Origin of the sequence: Trichocoleus sp. ST-U2 (genome assembly GCF_039961875.1) — a bacterium.
GTDB lineage: Bacteria > Cyanobacteriota > Cyanobacteriia > Cyanobacteriales > FACHB-T130 > FACHB-T130.
Genome location: NZ_JAMPJY010000052.1, coordinates 25,722 through 40,419 on the forward strand (window position 1 = coordinate 25,722; position 14,698 = coordinate 40,419).

General features: G+C 47.9%; 14 protein-coding genes. 6 read left to right on the plus strand and 8 right to left on the minus strand.

Annotated elements, in window-relative coordinates; translation table 11 throughout:
- Positions 1-85: 85 nt before the first annotated feature.
- Together NC996_RS24080 and NC996_RS24085 are read right to left on the minus strand one after the other, a co-directional pair.
- Positions 86-976: a metallophosphoesterase gene (locus tag NC996_RS24080; RefSeq protein WP_242037682.1), complete on the minus strand. Its 891-nt coding sequence runs from the start codon at positions 974-976 to the stop codon at positions 86-88.
- A 130-nt stretch (positions 977-1,106) separates the two neighbouring features.
- Positions 1,107-1,568 (minus strand): hypothetical protein, encoded by a 462-nt coding sequence (locus NC996_RS24085; protein WP_190688855.1) that lies wholly within the window; start codon positions 1,566-1,568, stop codon positions 1,107-1,109.
- A 391-nt stretch (positions 1,569-1,959) separates the two neighbouring features.
- Between NC996_RS24085 and NC996_RS24090 the strand changes: the two genes are divergently transcribed.
- From NC996_RS24090 to grxD, 3 genes are all read left to right on the plus strand, one after another.
- Positions 1,960-2,598: a hypothetical protein gene (locus NC996_RS24090; RefSeq protein ID WP_199292123.1), complete on the plus strand. Its 639-nt coding sequence runs from the start codon at positions 1,960-1,962 to the stop codon at positions 2,596-2,598.
- A 37-nt stretch (positions 2,599-2,635) separates the two neighbouring features.
- A complete protein-coding gene (locus NC996_RS24095) occupies positions 2,636-2,896 on the plus strand; it encodes a BolA family transcriptional regulator (RefSeq protein WP_190415578.1) in 261 nt (86 codons plus the stop codon).
- A gap of 69 nt (positions 2,897-2,965) precedes the next feature.
- The gene (gene grxD, locus NC996_RS24100) at positions 2,966-3,289 is read left to right on the plus strand and encodes a Grx4 family monothiol glutaredoxin (protein WP_190415580.1); all 324 of its coding nucleotides are present in this window, start codon (positions 2,966-2,968) and stop codon (positions 3,287-3,289) included.
- A 382-nt stretch (positions 3,290-3,671) separates the two neighbouring features.
- Here grxD and NC996_RS24105 read toward each other — a convergent pair whose 3' ends face one another.
- Positions 3,672-3,920: a DUF6761 family protein gene (locus tag NC996_RS24105; RefSeq protein WP_190415582.1), complete on the minus strand. Its 249-nt coding sequence runs from the start codon at positions 3,918-3,920 to the stop codon at positions 3,672-3,674.
- 119 nt (positions 3,921-4,039) lie between these two features.
- Positions 4,040-4,435, minus strand: coding sequence for a hypothetical protein (locus tag NC996_RS24110; protein WP_348260030.1), 396 nt, complete (start codon positions 4,433-4,435; stop codon positions 4,040-4,042).
- A gap of 464 nt (positions 4,436-4,899) precedes the next feature.
- On the opposite strand from NC996_RS24110, the gene NC996_RS24115 reads away from it, so the two are divergent.
- Positions 4,900-5,685, plus strand: coding sequence for a winged helix-turn-helix domain-containing protein (locus tag NC996_RS24115; RefSeq protein WP_190428949.1), 786 nt, complete (start codon positions 4,900-4,902; stop codon positions 5,683-5,685).
- A 52-nt stretch (positions 5,686-5,737) separates the two neighbouring features.
- On the opposite strand, the gene NC996_RS24120 is transcribed toward NC996_RS24115, so the two are convergent.
- The 4 genes from NC996_RS24120 to NC996_RS24135 all read right to left on the minus strand — a co-directional run bounded on the left by NC996_RS24120 (position 5,738) and on the right by NC996_RS24135 (position 13,211).
- Positions 5,738-6,925, minus strand: a complete 1,188-nt coding sequence (locus NC996_RS24120; protein WP_190688860.1) for a PepSY-associated TM helix domain-containing protein — start codon at positions 6,923-6,925, stop codon at positions 5,738-5,740.
- A 239-nt stretch (positions 6,926-7,164) separates the two neighbouring features.
- Positions 7,165-9,705, minus strand: a complete 2,541-nt coding sequence (locus NC996_RS24125) for a TonB-dependent siderophore receptor (RefSeq protein WP_190688862.1) — start codon at positions 9,703-9,705, stop codon at positions 7,165-7,167.
- Positions 9,706-10,309: 604 nt separating this feature from the next.
- Positions 10,310-11,020, minus strand: coding sequence for a tetratricopeptide repeat protein (locus NC996_RS24130; protein WP_190415592.1), 711 nt, complete (start codon positions 11,018-11,020; stop codon positions 10,310-10,312).
- Positions 11,021-11,096: 76 nt separating this feature from the next.
- Positions 11,097-13,211 carry an energy transducer TonB gene (locus NC996_RS24135; protein ID WP_190688863.1) on the minus strand — a complete coding sequence of 705 codons (2,115 nt, stop codon included), beginning with the start codon at positions 13,209-13,211 and terminating at the stop codon, positions 11,097-11,099.
- 312 nt (positions 13,212-13,523) lie between these two features.
- On the opposite strand from NC996_RS24135, the gene NC996_RS24140 reads away from it, so the two are divergent.
- Both NC996_RS24140 and NC996_RS24145 read left to right on the plus strand, forming a co-directional pair.
- A complete protein-coding gene (locus NC996_RS24140; protein ID WP_190428953.1) occupies positions 13,524-14,174 on the plus strand; it encodes a MotA/TolQ/ExbB proton channel family protein in 651 nt (216 codons plus the stop codon).
- Positions 14,158-14,556 (plus strand): biopolymer transporter ExbD, encoded by a 399-nt coding sequence (locus NC996_RS24145; protein ID WP_190428954.1) that lies wholly within the window; start codon positions 14,158-14,160, stop codon positions 14,554-14,556. Before NC996_RS24140 ends, NC996_RS24145 begins: the two co-directional genes overlap by 17 nt.
- The last annotated feature ends 142 nt before the right edge of the window (positions 14,557-14,698 follow it).

The window sequence follows — 14,698 nt, forward strand, 5'->3', positions numbered from 1 at the left end:
AAGTGGAGGAGTGGGAGAAAGCCGATTTTTCCGTTGATGATTCATCCCCTTGCCCCCTTTGCCCTTAAAAAAGGTTTACAGCAAATTACCCCGACTTTGCCACCGTGAGGACAACAACGCGGCTGTCTACATTGAGAACTTGGACTCCTGGGAATAACGTAGTCATCGGCACCTTCCAATGGGAGTGACCGCAAATGACTAACAACTCGTTCGCTGTGGCAAGTTCAGCGCGAATTGACTGATTTCCGATGAGTTTCGCGTCTGGATCGTTGGGACCTTCGTGCAAAATTAGGATATCTGGTAACTCCTTGAGCAGTTGGCGAATAGCTTGATGAAAATCCTTTTCTGAACGACGCCAAAGTTTAGTAGGCTTGCCGATAATCCCTGAGATGCCAGCGATGCGGAATCCATCAACCACAGCGATTTCACCATCTAAGTAGCGGATACCTCGCCCTTTTTTAAAGGTTTGAATTTCCTCTGGCGTGTTTCCCAAAATGTCATGGTTTCCTGCAACTCCAGCAACCCAACGAAAACGACGGCTGAAAGATTGCCAGACTTCGCGGACATCTCCCTCACCCCCACGCTTATCGCTTCGTGCGTAAAGATCGCCTGCCAAGATAATGCCTGTTTTCTGTGGGGATGGAATTCGTTCCAGGTTCGCTAAAGTTTCTAATTCTTCTGCGACACGATGACCGAGAAGGCGTCCATCTGTGGGATTGATACCCTGTAAATCACTAGCGATGATGATGGCGTCTAAGCCAGGTGGAAGTGAGTCAGCTTCTGCCGATAAAATCGGTAAAACTTGCTCAACCACCTGGAGATGACCTGCCGCAGCAGCGGTAATAAAGGGGATTTCATGAATGGGTTGGTCGGAAATAGAAGCAATCCGCATAGGGCTTAAGGGTAGCGTTTGCCTTGAAAAGACGTTGTCATCTTGACGCCAGTTCAACTGCGAAATTGCTGCTATTCCTGGCATTGACCGATTGGAAGCAAGATGTAGGTTTATATCAAACCTACATTATTTAAACGTTTTATAAAAGCAGGGCGTCTACTGTAATTGCTCGTGAATTTGGTTTAGGCGCGTCCGAAAAGCTAGCTTTTTGTTTTTATTGAGTGCTAAATCTTGGCAGCTTCAAAAGTAACTTCACTGCCTCATCATAAGCTTGCGCCTGGGAATTTTCTAGCGGCCGTTCGACATCTTTCCAAGCATCGGCGTCCCGTTTAGATAACGTCTCTAACGCTTTGATATGTCTCACCCCGGCTTCTTGCTTTTCCCTAATCGTTTCCTGTTTCTCTTGCTCTTCGGCCGCTTTAAATAACTGCTTGATAGTCTTTTGTGGCTGGCTTCCGAGTTGAGCCACAAGAATTAGTTCAGATAATTTATTTTTAATTTTAAGGGAAAGGTTCGCTTCTTCTTGAGCAAGCCGCAGCAAAAAGATAATAGAAGATGCGATCGCTATCGCTGCATCAACACGTTCAATATCCTGTTCGTGTACAAGATATTGAGTGAGGTGCTGGGAAATCGCTACAGATTGACGCCGATCGCGCGATCGCTCAATAACCTGCATTTAAACCAAAAATAGCGGATCGACCCTTAGCGGAACTCCTAGCGCCAGATGAACGGGGACGGTGGTTTCAACCAGCAGGGACAAGATGCAAGTTGACGGGACAAGGCTACAAATCCAATTGAAATCCTTGACTCCGCCCAAATTCGCAGTCCTTTATCAGATTAGATGGAATTGCTCTAGGGATATTTGAGCTTTTGCGCGTAAAATTTCCACCCTTATTTTTTATATTATTAAAGAATATTCGGAAACTTTTTTATAGTTTTGTCAATCTAAACAGGGCATGACTTTGGGAATTTATCAGCGGCTGGTCTTAAACTTGGTGAGTCCGACAATGTTAAGATACCCAAAGTTTGTCATCGTTCTGTTTTCAGCCCCCCAATAGGGTTATTTTATGGTATCTTCTGGAACTGCTCGACGCCTCGGTTTTACCTGCCTTGCTGGCCTACCTTTGACAGTGTCTTTGGCTCTGCTACAACCCGTGCAGGCTCAGAACCAAATGCCTGCTTTACCAGAAGACACCAGTCAAACACAACCAGACTTAACCGATCCCAACAATCTCCGCCCGATCGATCCGGACAGTGGCTTATTGAGTATGGCAGGAGGGAACCGTTTGCTGAGTGAGGCAGATAGTGCTGTATCTTCGCAAAACTATACTCTAGCCGCCAAGAAGCTCCAAGAGGCTCGTCAGGTTTTCAACCAGTTGTCCAATTTCTATCAACAACTGGGTTCTAGTTTTTCAGGAATTGATAATCGAGTTTACGAGAGCCAGCGCCGCAAGGCTGTAGAAGCTGCTCAACTTCGAGATCGGGCAACTTATCAGCTAGCGCTGGTACATCGCGCGCAAAATCAGCCGGATTTGGCAGTACCTTTGTTAATTCAGATTGTTCGCAGTCAGCAGCCGACACGGGATCTTGGCAAGAAAGCTTATCAGCAGCTGCTAGAAATTGGGTTCATCGATTCTCCTGATTCTGCACCGGCAAATTCTTCGAGCGATCGCTCCAATTCATCTTCCTCTGCACCTAAACGGTAGATTAGAATTAGCAACTTGAAGTGATACGGGAGTTTAAATGGTTAGCCCAGATCAGGTAGAGGCGATGATCAAAGCCAAAATGCCAGATGCCCAGATTCAAGTTCAGGATCTGACTGGCGGTGGCGACCATTACCAAGTGACAGTGGTTTCGTCGCAGTTTGAAGGCAAAAGGCTTGTACAACAGCACCAACTGGTTTACGGTGCAGTGCAGCAAGCGATGGCTACAGAAGCGATTCATGCTCTAGCACTGAAAACCTATACTCCCCAAGATTGGGAGGCTGCTACCAAGCGAGGTTGAACCTGAATAAAAATTGCGTTCTCGCGCACTGGCATTACACTAGAAAATAGAGGCATTCCAAGCAGAACTATGACGCCAGAACTAAAAGAGCGGATTGACAGCTTGCTCAAAGAGCATAAGATTGTGGTCTTTATGAAGGGCAATAAGCTGATGCCCCAGTGTGGTTTTTCTAACAATGTGGTACAAATTCTGAATACTTTGGGCGTACCCTACCACACGATTGATATTTTGGACGACTGGGAAATCCGGCAGGGAATTAAGGAATATTCTAATTGGCCTACCATTCCCCAAGTTTACGTTGATGGTCAGTTTGTTGGCGGCTCAGACATTCTGATTGAACTGTATCAAAAGGGCGAATTGCAGGAAATGGTTGAAGTTGCCTTAGCTTCCTAAAGCTTTGGGATACGAACTGAAAATTCCCTCCTAGTTCTTCAAATTAAGAATCTAGGAGGGAATTTTTACTGGGTTTAGGATAACTTGCGACTAAATTTAAAAGCTCATTCAAAAGCTGTGCAGCCTAAATCATCCTAAATAAAATTATTGACTGGACTAGGACGTAAACGATACTAAGGGCGATCGCTCTTTTTTCAAATTTTTCCTTATCGGCTGTATAAAAATTCCGAAGCTGCTGAACTTCAAAGATAAACAGCACCCGGAAGATCGCTGTTGTCTACCCAAACCCGATCCCTGTGGGCAATTTAACCACATTATCCACAGGCAACGATGGCAAGGCTGATGCTGATAGCCTCAGCTTGACCAAAGCAGCTAACCCGAACTAATAATAGTCCGATTTAGGTTGAGTCTGGGTCATGTCAAAGTTGGATGGATCGTAAATGTAACGGGTAACTTCTTCTTCTAAGCGGTGGATGAGAAAGGGTTCCAGAACGTTAGAATGACGCATAGCTGCGAGATAGCCATCTAAAAACAGCCGCAAATCATCGAAACGATAACCCCGATTCCACATTTCGACGAGGGCGTCGGTGAGTCTTTGGTAGTAGCGGATGGTTTGAGAGTCCTGTAGCATGGTCGGAAGTATCAGGTTTGAATTAGAAGTATAAGGGGTGAAGTCGCAAGAAGGAAACTTTCGCTCTAAGCGGTTAGCTTTGATTCTGGCAACTCATTAAGGGCGCTAGGCGCTAGGCGCTAGAAAACGCAAGCGTACTTCGGGTTTGCTTCAGTTAAGGCTAGTGTCTTAACCAGAACTACAGCGGTTTGGAGTTGCGGTGCGGAAACCGAAAACGAATGCACCCCAGTTTGGTGATGAAAGAACGCTTGGTTGTGTTCCTTGAAAATTAAGGGAATAACACCAAAACTCATCCCGCCGAGAGCAGCGAGTTGCGCGATCGCTCTCACTTTAGTTTCATCGTAGAAAACTTGATCCCCAACGTCATGCCCCTGTCGAGCGATTTGTGCCATCTTTTCCAGCAAGCACTGCCATTTAGTCGTTAGCTTGTTTAAACCGCCGGTTGACAAAGACTGTCCCTGTGGGAAGCATGATTTCAAGCTTTTGTCAATAAAATTCCGGTTTTTTAACCACATTTCCGATTACCAGGATAGATTTGCCTGTTGTCCCATGCCTGGTATATCCAAAACGCGATTTGTCTCATGCCTTGTGCCTCGCTCATGCCTTGTGCCTCGCTCAGTGGGTTTCTAGTAGGAAAGACATCCTGCTTGCTTTAGCTAGGTATACTAATTTGGTCATCGGAAGCTTTTGGCATGGCATTGTTCAGTAAACTTGACTAAACGTTACCCTTCGTTAACTTTCATTTTACTGACTGCTTGGTGAAATGGCAGCTTTGACTTCAGACTCGCCCTAAATCTGTAATATTTCTTTTAAAGTATTAAAAATATAAAACAAAAGTTTGAGTTTCAATAGATTTTTTTTAATTTCTCACTTTTAATTTTTAATTGTATAGCCTAGACCCCTCGTAGCCCTGGTTACAGAATCCTGACATAAGCTTTGTTAAGCTAAATCTCACCAGCTTGAAGGGAAGCATGCCACCGTGGGATCGATTTGCATTCAGATCATCGAGGGGAACCCGCACCTGCGATCGCTACTGGGCTGGCACTTACAGCAAGCAAGCTACTGGGTGTGTCAATCCGCTGGCGTTCATCAAGGTAGAGAAACGTTTTATACTCGCCAACCCGCACTCGTAATCCTTGATTCCGACCTGCCAGATGGCGATGGAATTGAATTTTGCCGATGGCTTCATCAACAGGGACAGGTACTCATCTTGATGCTGTCCGCCCGCAGTATGGAAGCCGATATTGTCGCTGGGTTAAAAGCGGGAGCCGACGATTATTTGACCAAGCCATTTGGGATGCAAGAATTTATGGCGCGGGTTGAGGCGCTAGTTCGCCGCGTTCGCGTCACAGCCGCACCGATATCCCTAGATTATGGCGACCTAAAAATAGACTTAGTGCAGCGCCGCGTCCGCTTCAAAGAAGAATTCATTGACCTGACGCCCCAAGAGTTCAGCCTGCTTTACGTTCTGGCACAGGCTGGAGGAGTAGCGCTGAGCCGTTCCGAACTACTGCGCCGCGCTTGGCCTGACGCTATCGATAATCCACGCACCATTGATACTCACGTCCTCTCCCTACGCAAGAAAATTGAAACCGATCCTCGACAACCCAGCATGATTCAAACTGTCCGCAACGTGGGCTATCGGTTCAATCCAGAGATTCTTAAGGGAGCAGAACCAGTTGCCTCAATAATTGAGAACGATTCCAAACCGCTCCCTGCTCATGCTACCCCTGCCATGCTAGGCGGACAGAACCGCCACCGCTAAGTATCAATTTTTAAGATAGAAGATAGATTTAAGATAAACTTTGCCACCCGCCTCAAATCCAAGGCACTTCAGTTGTCGGGTAGATTTTCGGGCGAGGTTCTGGGATTCCCTGACTCTGACGGATCGCTTCTTGACGACGAGCGATCGCCCACTGGCGCTGTCGCCACATCATAAAGCCAGTGATAAATAGAACGGTGGGGGTCAAGCCAACGAACACATACAAAATCCGCATTCCCAGCCCACCATAAATCCCAATGTGCAAAGTAAACAGCTCATTCATAATCCGGGTTCCTAAAGGTACTGTCAGCGCATTTTCCACCCGCAAGACCTTCCCGCTGTACTGGTCGAGATAGACACGGCTACGACCATCTGGGCGGATTTCCTGGGGCAATTTCTTCGTGACCCTGACGATTCCATCCGGTTTACTAGCAAGAGAAATGAAGGTGGTTTTGCCTTCTGGCAACGCCGCATCAGCTTTGGGCAAAATTTCTTTGAGTGTCAAAGGTGACTTGCCCACTTGAGGTGTGGACGTTAAGGGAGTAGGTTGTGGCGTCTGTGTTAGCCAGTAGACTGCTGGCTCTGTTTCCGCGTGAAAAATCATTGCGGCTCCTGTGGAAGCAATCAGGAGCAGAAACACAGCAGACACGATACCCCCGACCTTATGGAGGTCATAGTTGACCAGCTGCCAGGGAGCTTGCCACCTGATCTGGAAGCCGGAAAGGAGCCTTCTCCAACCAGACCATAAAATCATCCCAGAGACGCTCAGCAGCAACAGCAACAAGCCACAAATCCCAACGACTTTCTCGCCAACCTTGCCAGCGAGGAGAGAGAAGTGGATGTCATACACGAAAGTCATCAACGTGCGTCCCCACTGTTGTGTGCCGAGGATGGCTCCAGTGTAGGGGTTGACATAAGCGTAGATAAACTCATCCTTCTTTGATTCCATCCCCACCGTGTATACCGAGTCTGGCTTTCGCGGCAGATCGATATAAGACAGCGTCAAGTCTGGATAGGCTGAGCGGACGATCTGTAACGCTGAATCTGGGGATATGCGATCGCGCAGGCTCTCAGAAGCCGATTCGCCTTGCAGAGCAACCTGATGTAAATGAGAATTGAGAGCGCGCTCGATCTCTTCGTGAAAGACTAAAGCGCTTCCCGTCAATCCGATTACAAGTATCAGAAGACCGAATATTACACCCACATAGCGGTGCAGTATCAATGCAAGTTTGCGTAATTTCATCAGCAAGACTTCCTTTGAATTTTGTCTTCTGGCTTCCTCAGGGCGGGTTTAATCTAATACTTTTCAGTAAGGCTAGTTCCTCTCAAATAGAGCTGAACAAATAGAGAAACATAGTCCCCCTCAAAAAAGGGGGTTGGGAGGATCTCTGAACGATGAAACTTACTCATCGAAAAGTATTGAGCTTTAACCAGAATGGCGTTGAGGATACCAGATTAACCGCTTAGCCAGAGCCTAAAACATCAAAATTCCACCCCAAATGTCCCCAACAAAGTTAAAGGCGCTCCGGGGTAAACTAAGAAGCCCTGAGAATCGTAATATTTGATATCAAAGAGATTCTTGATATTCAGAGCAGCGCGGTAATTGTTCCGCCGATAGAAGATAGCGGCATCAGTTCTCAAATACGAAGGGATTTCGATGGTATTTGGAAGCTCCGCTTCCCGCGCACCCACGAAATATACTCCAGCTCCAAAACCTAACCCTTGCAAAGCACCTCTTTGGAATTCATAAGTCATCCACAAGCTAGCGCTATTATTTGGCGCGTTAACCAATTCGTCCCCTTCAGGAATGCTCTCATCTTTGCTAACAAAAGCATCCATGTGGGCATAAGATGCAATAACATTCCAACCGGGTCTAATTTCTCCCCTCACGTCCAATTCGATGCCTCGGCTCTTAACTTCTCCCGCTGCAATTGAGAAATCACTATCATTGGGATCTGCCGTGGCAACGTTTGTTTTCGTTATCTGGTAAGCTGCCAGCGTCGTGGACAATCTGCCATCTAAAAATTCGCCTTTAATTCCGGCTTCGTATTGGGTACCTCTTTCAGGCTCTATTAGCTGTCCGTTCGACGTAAAAGCAAAAATATTTGGTCGAAAAGAGCGGCTGTAACTGGCATAGAGTGAAATCGGTTCTATAGGCTGATAAACAATTCCAACACGGGGTGAAAAGGCTTCAAAGTAACGGCTGGATTTTTCAGCTTCGCTTCCATTCAAAGCGTCTGAAACATCTTCGATGTCAAGATCGACCGAATCAAATCGACCGCCAATCAGTAATTTCAGATTTGGCAACAATGTTATCTGGTCTTGTACATAGATACCTAACGTATTAGTGTTTTCTTCTCTGCCAAAGGCGTCACCGAAACTGTTTGGACGAGGAAACCCGTAAACTGGATTGTAAATATCAATTGAAGGGAAATTTGCTCTGCGTAATGTGTAGCCATTTCTAATTTTACTTAACTCAAGCCCAATGAGAAGTTGATGATTAATCGAGCCAGTATTAAATTTGCCTACCAAGTCTGTTTGCAGAGAATAATCTTCTCTGTTTTCATCAGAGTCATTATATCTTCGCCGTAAGGTGCGTCCATCTCCCTCTAATTGGAAGGTACGTGCTTGGACATTTTTACGCTCTGTATCAACGATTTGAGCTGAAAAAGCATTCCGGAGCCGCCAATTTTCGCTAAAACGGTGATCCAGAACATAACTAGCTTTATGGCTTCTATGGTTGTAACTGTCGTTGGATTCTCCTAAATAACGACTAATGGGAAGATCAAACATCGCAGTTAGCGGTGGAAAGGCTCGGTCGAAAGTTCGATCGAGATCCAGGTACTCATACTCCAGGGTTAAGGTAGTTTTATCGGTAATCTTGAAGCTTAAGACAGGTGCAACCACGAAAAGCTCGCTGTCTACGAAATCTCTAAAACTACCCGAATTCTCATAGGCAACATTCAATCGATACAATACATTTTTGTCAGGATCGAGGGGGCCAGAAATATCTATCGATGGGCGATAGAAGTCGTAACTTCCAGCCGTAAATGAAGCGGCATAATAAGGTTCGCTCAGCGGTTGCTTGGTGATGTAATTCACGACACCACCCGGTTCAATCTGACCATAAAGCACCGAAGCTGGCCCTTTGAGAACTTCGACTCGTTCGATGTTGGCGACATCCGTTAATGAGTAAAAACCGCCATCGCTGAAACCATTTCTCAAGTTACTGGAGATGGCAAATCCCCGGATGGTGTAGTTATCAGTAGCGCCTCCATAGCCCTCGCTCCGCACAACGCCGCTAACGTTGCGTGCGGCTTCTGTGATTCTTACGACTTGTTGATCTTCAATCACCTGCTGAGGGACAACCTGAATGGACTGGGGAACGTCGCGCAATGGTGTATCGGTTCGCGTGGCGGTTGTGGCGTCGATGACTCTATATCCGCCTTCTTGCTGACCCGTGACCACCAGTTCAATTTCTTCTGGCTCTTCAACTGAAGCATCTGCATCTGGTTGGGTTTCGTCAGCAGGCTCAGCCTCTGAGGGGGTCTGGGGGGACTCAGAAGGCTCAAAGTCAGCCGTCTCTGGCGTTTGGCTAGGAGGGGAAGCCTCAGCTGTCTCAGAGGCGGTTGTTAAGCTGAGTACCACTCCTTGCGGACTCGGCACGACTTCTGCGACTGGCAGTTCTGCGACGCCTTTGATCGTTACCCGAACACTGTTGCCATACAAGCGGTTTACGGTTAAAGAAGTTATGCCGAAAGCTGGGTTGTCCTGAGTAAACGTATCCCCTTCTGGAAGGCTTAGCTGGGCGTTAAGCAGGTCAATGAGCAGGGTTTGGTCATAGCTGGATGTGACCATTTGGGGCGCTGCTCCATTTGTCGTCTGCAAAATCACTTGCAAGCCGTCGGGCGTTGAGTTGAGTTGCACGCCTGTGACTACGACATCAGCTCGTACTGGCTGAGCCACTGTCATGACAACTGAGCCTGCGAGCAACAAGCCAGGAAGTAATTGCTGTAGTTTCATTCCGTTTCCACACACCTAATTTATGCACCCAGGTCTTGGTTAACAAGCCTGATTTTTATTGCAAGTAATTATCATTAGTGTGGTTAAGATAAAACGACGCCTGTGCAAAAGTCAAGTGGAAAAATTTAGAGGCATCGCCTAAGAGAAAGATTGACAAATGGCTATTTTTGGGCACTTGTTCTTCAGTAATTGGCTCAAGCTTAACTTCTTTAAACATTGGTTAAAGAAGTTAAGCAAGCGAATAATTGACAAAACCTGATAAAAGTGTTTTCTCTAATTAAGAAAGTTATTCAAGAAAGGCGAATTTAATCCACCAGCAGGCTGGTTTAGAGTGGAGAACGATTGCTTTTCGCCTTGTTAATAGATCCGATGGCTACAAAATATTGAGTCTTAGAGAAATCACGAGGGCGATCGCAGCCAATCTCTACACGCACCGACTCTACACGCGCCAACTCTACACGCGAAACTAGAGTGTCTGAAAAATCAGCGAAAAAACCCGAACACACTTAGTGACTCCTGAAGCGGCGGCGCGGGTCAAAAATCTATCACATCAAATTCAAAAAAACGCTGAGAGGCTGAGCGTCGCTCAGCCTCTCGATTTAGGCTATGGCTGAAGTTTTTTGATCAGCGCCAGTGCTTCTTTGGATTCATCTGGCTTGCCTTGCGTAGCGAAGAGTTCAGAGGCTTTCTGAAGGTCTTCAATCGCTTTATTATCTTCCTCTAGCTGAGCATAAGCGATTCCTCGCTGATAGTAAGCTTCTGCTTGATCGGGCTTTAGTTTGATAACTTCGCTGTAATCAGCGATCGCTCCGGCGTCGTCTTCTAACTCAGTCCGAGCTAGTCCTCGATTCAAATAAGCTTCATCATCCTTGGGATCGAGTTGCAGCACTTTGCTGTAGTCAGCGATCGCTTTCTCGTAGTCCTCTAGCTCAACAAGAGCTACGGCTCGGTTATAGTAAGCTTCCGTATCATTGGGATTTACTTCTAGCACCTTCGACAACAGATCGACAGCTGCCTTGTAGTCTCCCGCATCAAGTTTGTCCAAACCCTGTTGGAGCAGCGCCTCAGGATTCCCTTGGAGGCGGGGACTGCTGGGAGCAGGTGGTTTAATTTGAGGACTGGTAGACGCAGGCGGTTTAATTTGAGGACTGGTAGGAGCAGACGGTTTAATTTGGGGACTAGTAGGAGCGGGGGATGGTTTAATTTGAGGACTGGTAGGAGTGGGGGATGGTTTAGTTTGGGCACGAACTACAGGGTTCACTCCACCCACTCCGATAACAACTCCTAGAATTGCGATCGCTGTCTTGATGTTCATAAATCTACTTAGTGACGAGTGATTGGGTATTCAACAATCAGTTCAAGAGTCTATACCCACTCTGGTTGAGAGGCAATTATTCATTGTTCGTAGTAGCTGAACCCGATGATTCTGCCGAGGAAGGTGCAGCTCTCCGCCGCCGCGCCCGTGGAGCTTGTTGTGCCTGACTTGCTGAACCGGCTTCCAGACGCCGCTGCCGCCGCGCCCGTGGGGCTTGCCGTGACGGTCTAGAGGTCGAACTAGAGGCAGATTCGACCCGCCGCCGCCGTGCCCGTGGGGCTTGCTGGGACGGACTGGCAGCCGCAGATTCGACCCGCCGCCGAGAACGACGCGGCGTTTCTGAGGCACTCCTGGAAGAAGATGCTGTTTCCAGACGCCGCCGCCGACTAATCCGGCGTGTTTCCGAAGCACTCGTGGAAGAAGATGCTGTTTCCAGACGCCGCCGCCGACTAATCCGGCGTGTTTCCGAGGCACTTGTGGAAGAAGATGCTGTTTCCAGACGCCGCCGCCGACTAATCCGGCGTGTTTCCGAAGCACTCGTGGAAGAAGATGCTGTTTCCAAACGCCGCCGCCGACTAATCCGGCGTGTTTCCGAAGCACTCGTGGAAGAAGATGCTGTTTCCAAACGCCGCCGCCGCCGGGGAGTCGATGACTCCGAGCTACGGCTGGAAGATGCCGATTCTGTGCGACGACGTTCGCGAGAACGACGCGATCGCTCCGATCCTTCTAGCTGAAAATCAACTGAAGCCACAACCCCCTGTCGTCTACCAGAGGAAGAACTGAACTTCCAATTTCTTGCCGCTCTCACGGCAGCTTCATCAAGTTCGCTGCTACCGCTGGAACGCGAAAGCCGAACATTAGTGACATTTCCTTTGTCGTCAACATCAACACTGACCTTGGATGCGCCTTCGACGCCTTGCCGTCTCGCATTGCTTGGATAGTCGGGCTTGTCACATTTAACGCAACCGATTCGGCTCGATCCCGATCTCCTCGAAGGACGTTCTTCATCCCTCTCTCTCGGCTCAGTTCTTGGCTCGGTTCTTGGCTCAGTTCTCGGTTTGAAATTTTCCGGAACTATCGCTACATCCCTTCCGCTTCCCGGTTCTTTGCTGGTGCCAGTGCCACTACCCGTACTAGCGCCCCTACCGCTTCCTTGTCCTGAGCCTGTACCAGTGCCACTAACCGTACCAGCGCCTCTACCGTTTCCTTGTCCTGAGCCTTCAGTGCTACTACCTGTACCAGTGCCCCTACCGCTTCCTTGTCCTGAGCCTTCAGTGCTACTACCTGTACCAGAACCACTTCCTAGCAGACTTCCCGTTCCGGCAGCCACAGTAGAGCCGCCGATGGCACTGCTTTTATCAGTTTGGCTAGCGCTATTTCCTGCACTTTCTTGAGTTTGTCTGGAGCCGGTAATTCCTCTAACTAAATCTCTAAATCTTTCAGACGTTTGTTGCTGGAAAGAAGGACTCGCCTGTGTTGGAGCTGCTGGTTTGTCACTCTGTGGAGACGGCGCAACGGCAACCGAGCTAGACTGGGGAATCGGTTTCGAGTTACTGGCTCGATTGGGTTCCTCAGTGCGTTCCAAAGACGTCTTTTCTACTGGTTTGGGCGGCACGCTTGCCACTTGATCGGGAGCGACTCGTTGCTCGACTCGTTTGGGCGTTTGAGCGGGTCTGAACGGAGGTAAATTTACTGCAAGCGGCTGTCGCACTGGCTGCGGTACCACTTCAGGGCGTGTAGGCGCGGGTTGCGACGCTACTAGTGGAGAGGGAGCGATCGCTTTTGGTTCCGTGCGAGGTTGAGATGCTGGCGCAGCTGTACTGGTATTGGGTGTACTGCTTTGACTCGAACTCTCTGCTGCAACTGAACCTTCTTCCGATTCCTGCCTAGAACCCGTAAGTATGCGAGAACCTCCGGCTGCAACTGAACTTGCTGCCGATGGCATCTGCTCTTGTTGATCTTCTTTTGGTGTATCTTCCTCTGGTTCCAAAGCTTCAAGGCTCTCAGGATCGAGAACCACAACTTCCATTGGCTCTTCTGCAATAATGTCAGATGTTTTCACCCAACGATTGCTCATCGCCAATACTCCGATATGGAGCGCTAGGGAACCGATGAGGCTATAGGCAATAAAAGACCTCAGAGCCTCTTCTTCTTTTTCTCGCTGCTGAACAGCAACAGTTGACAAGCCCATATATTATTGCAAGTTATTTGCACTTGTTTGGTCAAGGTAAGATGCACTGAAGTAAATGTCAAGAGGGAGAACCAGGAAAATGGGCTGTCATCACCTTAGCCAAACCCTCTCCAAACCTTTCCTTGATAGGCTTCTCAACCTTTTCAACAGTTCCGTTAAAATTACTTAATAAAAATCATTATTCCCCAAGTTGTGGAGAACTGCTTGACATAGATTCTCATTAGGTTTAATTTCTCTTGAGAACTTCTATCAGCTTTAAGACTCAAGTAAGCTGGTAGGCTAAGCCTTGTTGAGTGCCCTAGAGAAACTTAGATGGGAATTAGTAATCTTTTTGCGGCGGGCGGCGTGGTCATGTGGCCACTCCTAGCATTTTCTATATTAGCGATCGCCCTAGTAATAGAGCGTTCAAGATTTTGGTATGGCATTAACCGACGGCAAGGTCGGGTTGTCCGAGACGTGATGAAGCTTTATCAGCACGATCCCGAAGCTGCTGTGCATCGGCTCAAGCAGAATGCTGACTTGCCGATTGCGCGAATCTTTTTGGCAGCATTGGAACTGGAACAACCCAATCCAGAAGAATTTCGATTAGCGTTGGAAAGTGAAGCGCAAGCAGAGTTACCGGGATTGAAGCGATTCAATGTGGTGTTTGAAACGATCATCGCCCTGTCCCCTCTGCTTGGGTTGCTGGGAACGGTTTTAGGATTGATTAACTCCTTTGCCTCGCTGACGCTAGGGAGCGTCGGAGGTAGCCAGACGGTCGGTGTTACAGCAGGGATTAGCGAAGCGTTAGTTTCCACTGCTACCGGGTTAATTGTGGCGATTTTTGCCCTCGTGTTTTCAAATGCCTTTCGAGGGTTCTATCAGAGGCAGATGGCACACATTCAAGAATACGGCGGTCAGTTAGAACTGTTGTACCGCCGCCGTTATGAAAAAGGAGAGCCTTCTTATGCGACTACCCGATGAGCCGGATATCCCAGTGCAGATTAACATCGTGCCGATGATCGATGTAATCTTCGCCATTTTGACCTTTTTCATCATGTCCACACTGTTTTTGACCCGTTCAGAAGGACTATCGGTAAATTTGCCGAAAGCAGCGACCGGACAATCTCAAAAATCGACACCCGTAACGGTGTCAATTGACGAAGAGGGAGAAATCGCACTGAACCGCCAGCCCGTTGATTTAGAGGAACTGGAAACCGGAGTGCGATCGCTAATTCCGTCTGAGCAAGAAACCCTTGTCGTGCTGAATGCTGATGAAGGAGTTAATCACGGTCAAGTCGTGGCGGTGATGGATCAGCTGCGTAAAGTTAAAGGTGCAAAATTAGCGATCGCTACGAAGAAATAATCCGTCCATTCGGTAAAAGATTATTTGTTACGTCTAATGTGAATTAGACAAAGGAACGGGAGAGATTGAGAATCAAAGTACCACCCATGAAACTCATCTCTCCGATGACTAGCATAGACTTTCCTAACTTGATGATTGTCGT

Bases quoted from the DNA above. Each gene is read 5' to 3' on its own strand.
- NC996_RS24140 (WP_190428953.1), top strand. From the start codon at position 13,524: ATGGGAATTAGTAATCTTTTTGCGGCGGGCGGCGTGGTCATGTGGCCA.
- NC996_RS24120 (WP_190688860.1), bottom strand. From the start codon at position 6,925: ATGAAATTACGCAAACTTGCATTGATACTGCACCGCTATGTGGGTGTA.
- NC996_RS24135 (WP_190688863.1), bottom strand. From the start codon at position 13,211: ATGGGCTTGTCAACTGTTGCTGTTCAGCAGCGAGAAAAAGAAGAAGAG.
- NC996_RS24125 (WP_190688862.1), bottom strand. From the start codon at position 9,705: ATGAAACTACAGCAATTACTTCCTGGCTTGTTGCTCGCAGGCTCAGTT.
- NC996_RS24095 (WP_190415578.1), top strand. From the start codon at position 2,636: ATGGTTAGCCCAGATCAGGTAGAGGCGATGATCAAAGCCAAAATGCCA.
- NC996_RS24110 (WP_348260030.1), bottom strand. From the start codon at position 4,435: ATGTGGTTAAAAAACCGGAATTTTATTGACAAAAGCTTGAAATCATGC.
- NC996_RS24090 (WP_199292123.1), top strand. From the start codon at position 1,960: ATGGTATCTTCTGGAACTGCTCGACGCCTCGGTTTTACCTGCCTTGCT.
- NC996_RS24130 (WP_190415592.1), bottom strand. From the start codon at position 11,020: ATGAACATCAAGACAGCGATCGCAATTCTAGGAGTTGTTATCGGAGTG.
- NC996_RS24105 (WP_190415582.1), bottom strand. From the start codon at position 3,920: ATGCTACAGGACTCTCAAACCATCCGCTACTACCAAAGACTCACCGAC.
- NC996_RS24080 (WP_242037682.1), bottom strand. From the start codon at position 976: ATGCCAGGAATAGCAGCAATTTCGCAGTTGAACTGGCGTCAAGATGAC.
- NC996_RS24145 (WP_190428954.1), top strand. From the start codon at position 14,158: ATGCGACTACCCGATGAGCCGGATATCCCAGTGCAGATTAACATCGTG.
- grxD (WP_190415580.1), top strand. From the start codon at position 2,966: ATGACGCCAGAACTAAAAGAGCGGATTGACAGCTTGCTCAAAGAGCAT.
- NC996_RS24085 (WP_190688855.1), bottom strand. From the start codon at position 1,568: ATGCAGGTTATTGAGCGATCGCGCGATCGGCGTCAATCTGTAGCGATT.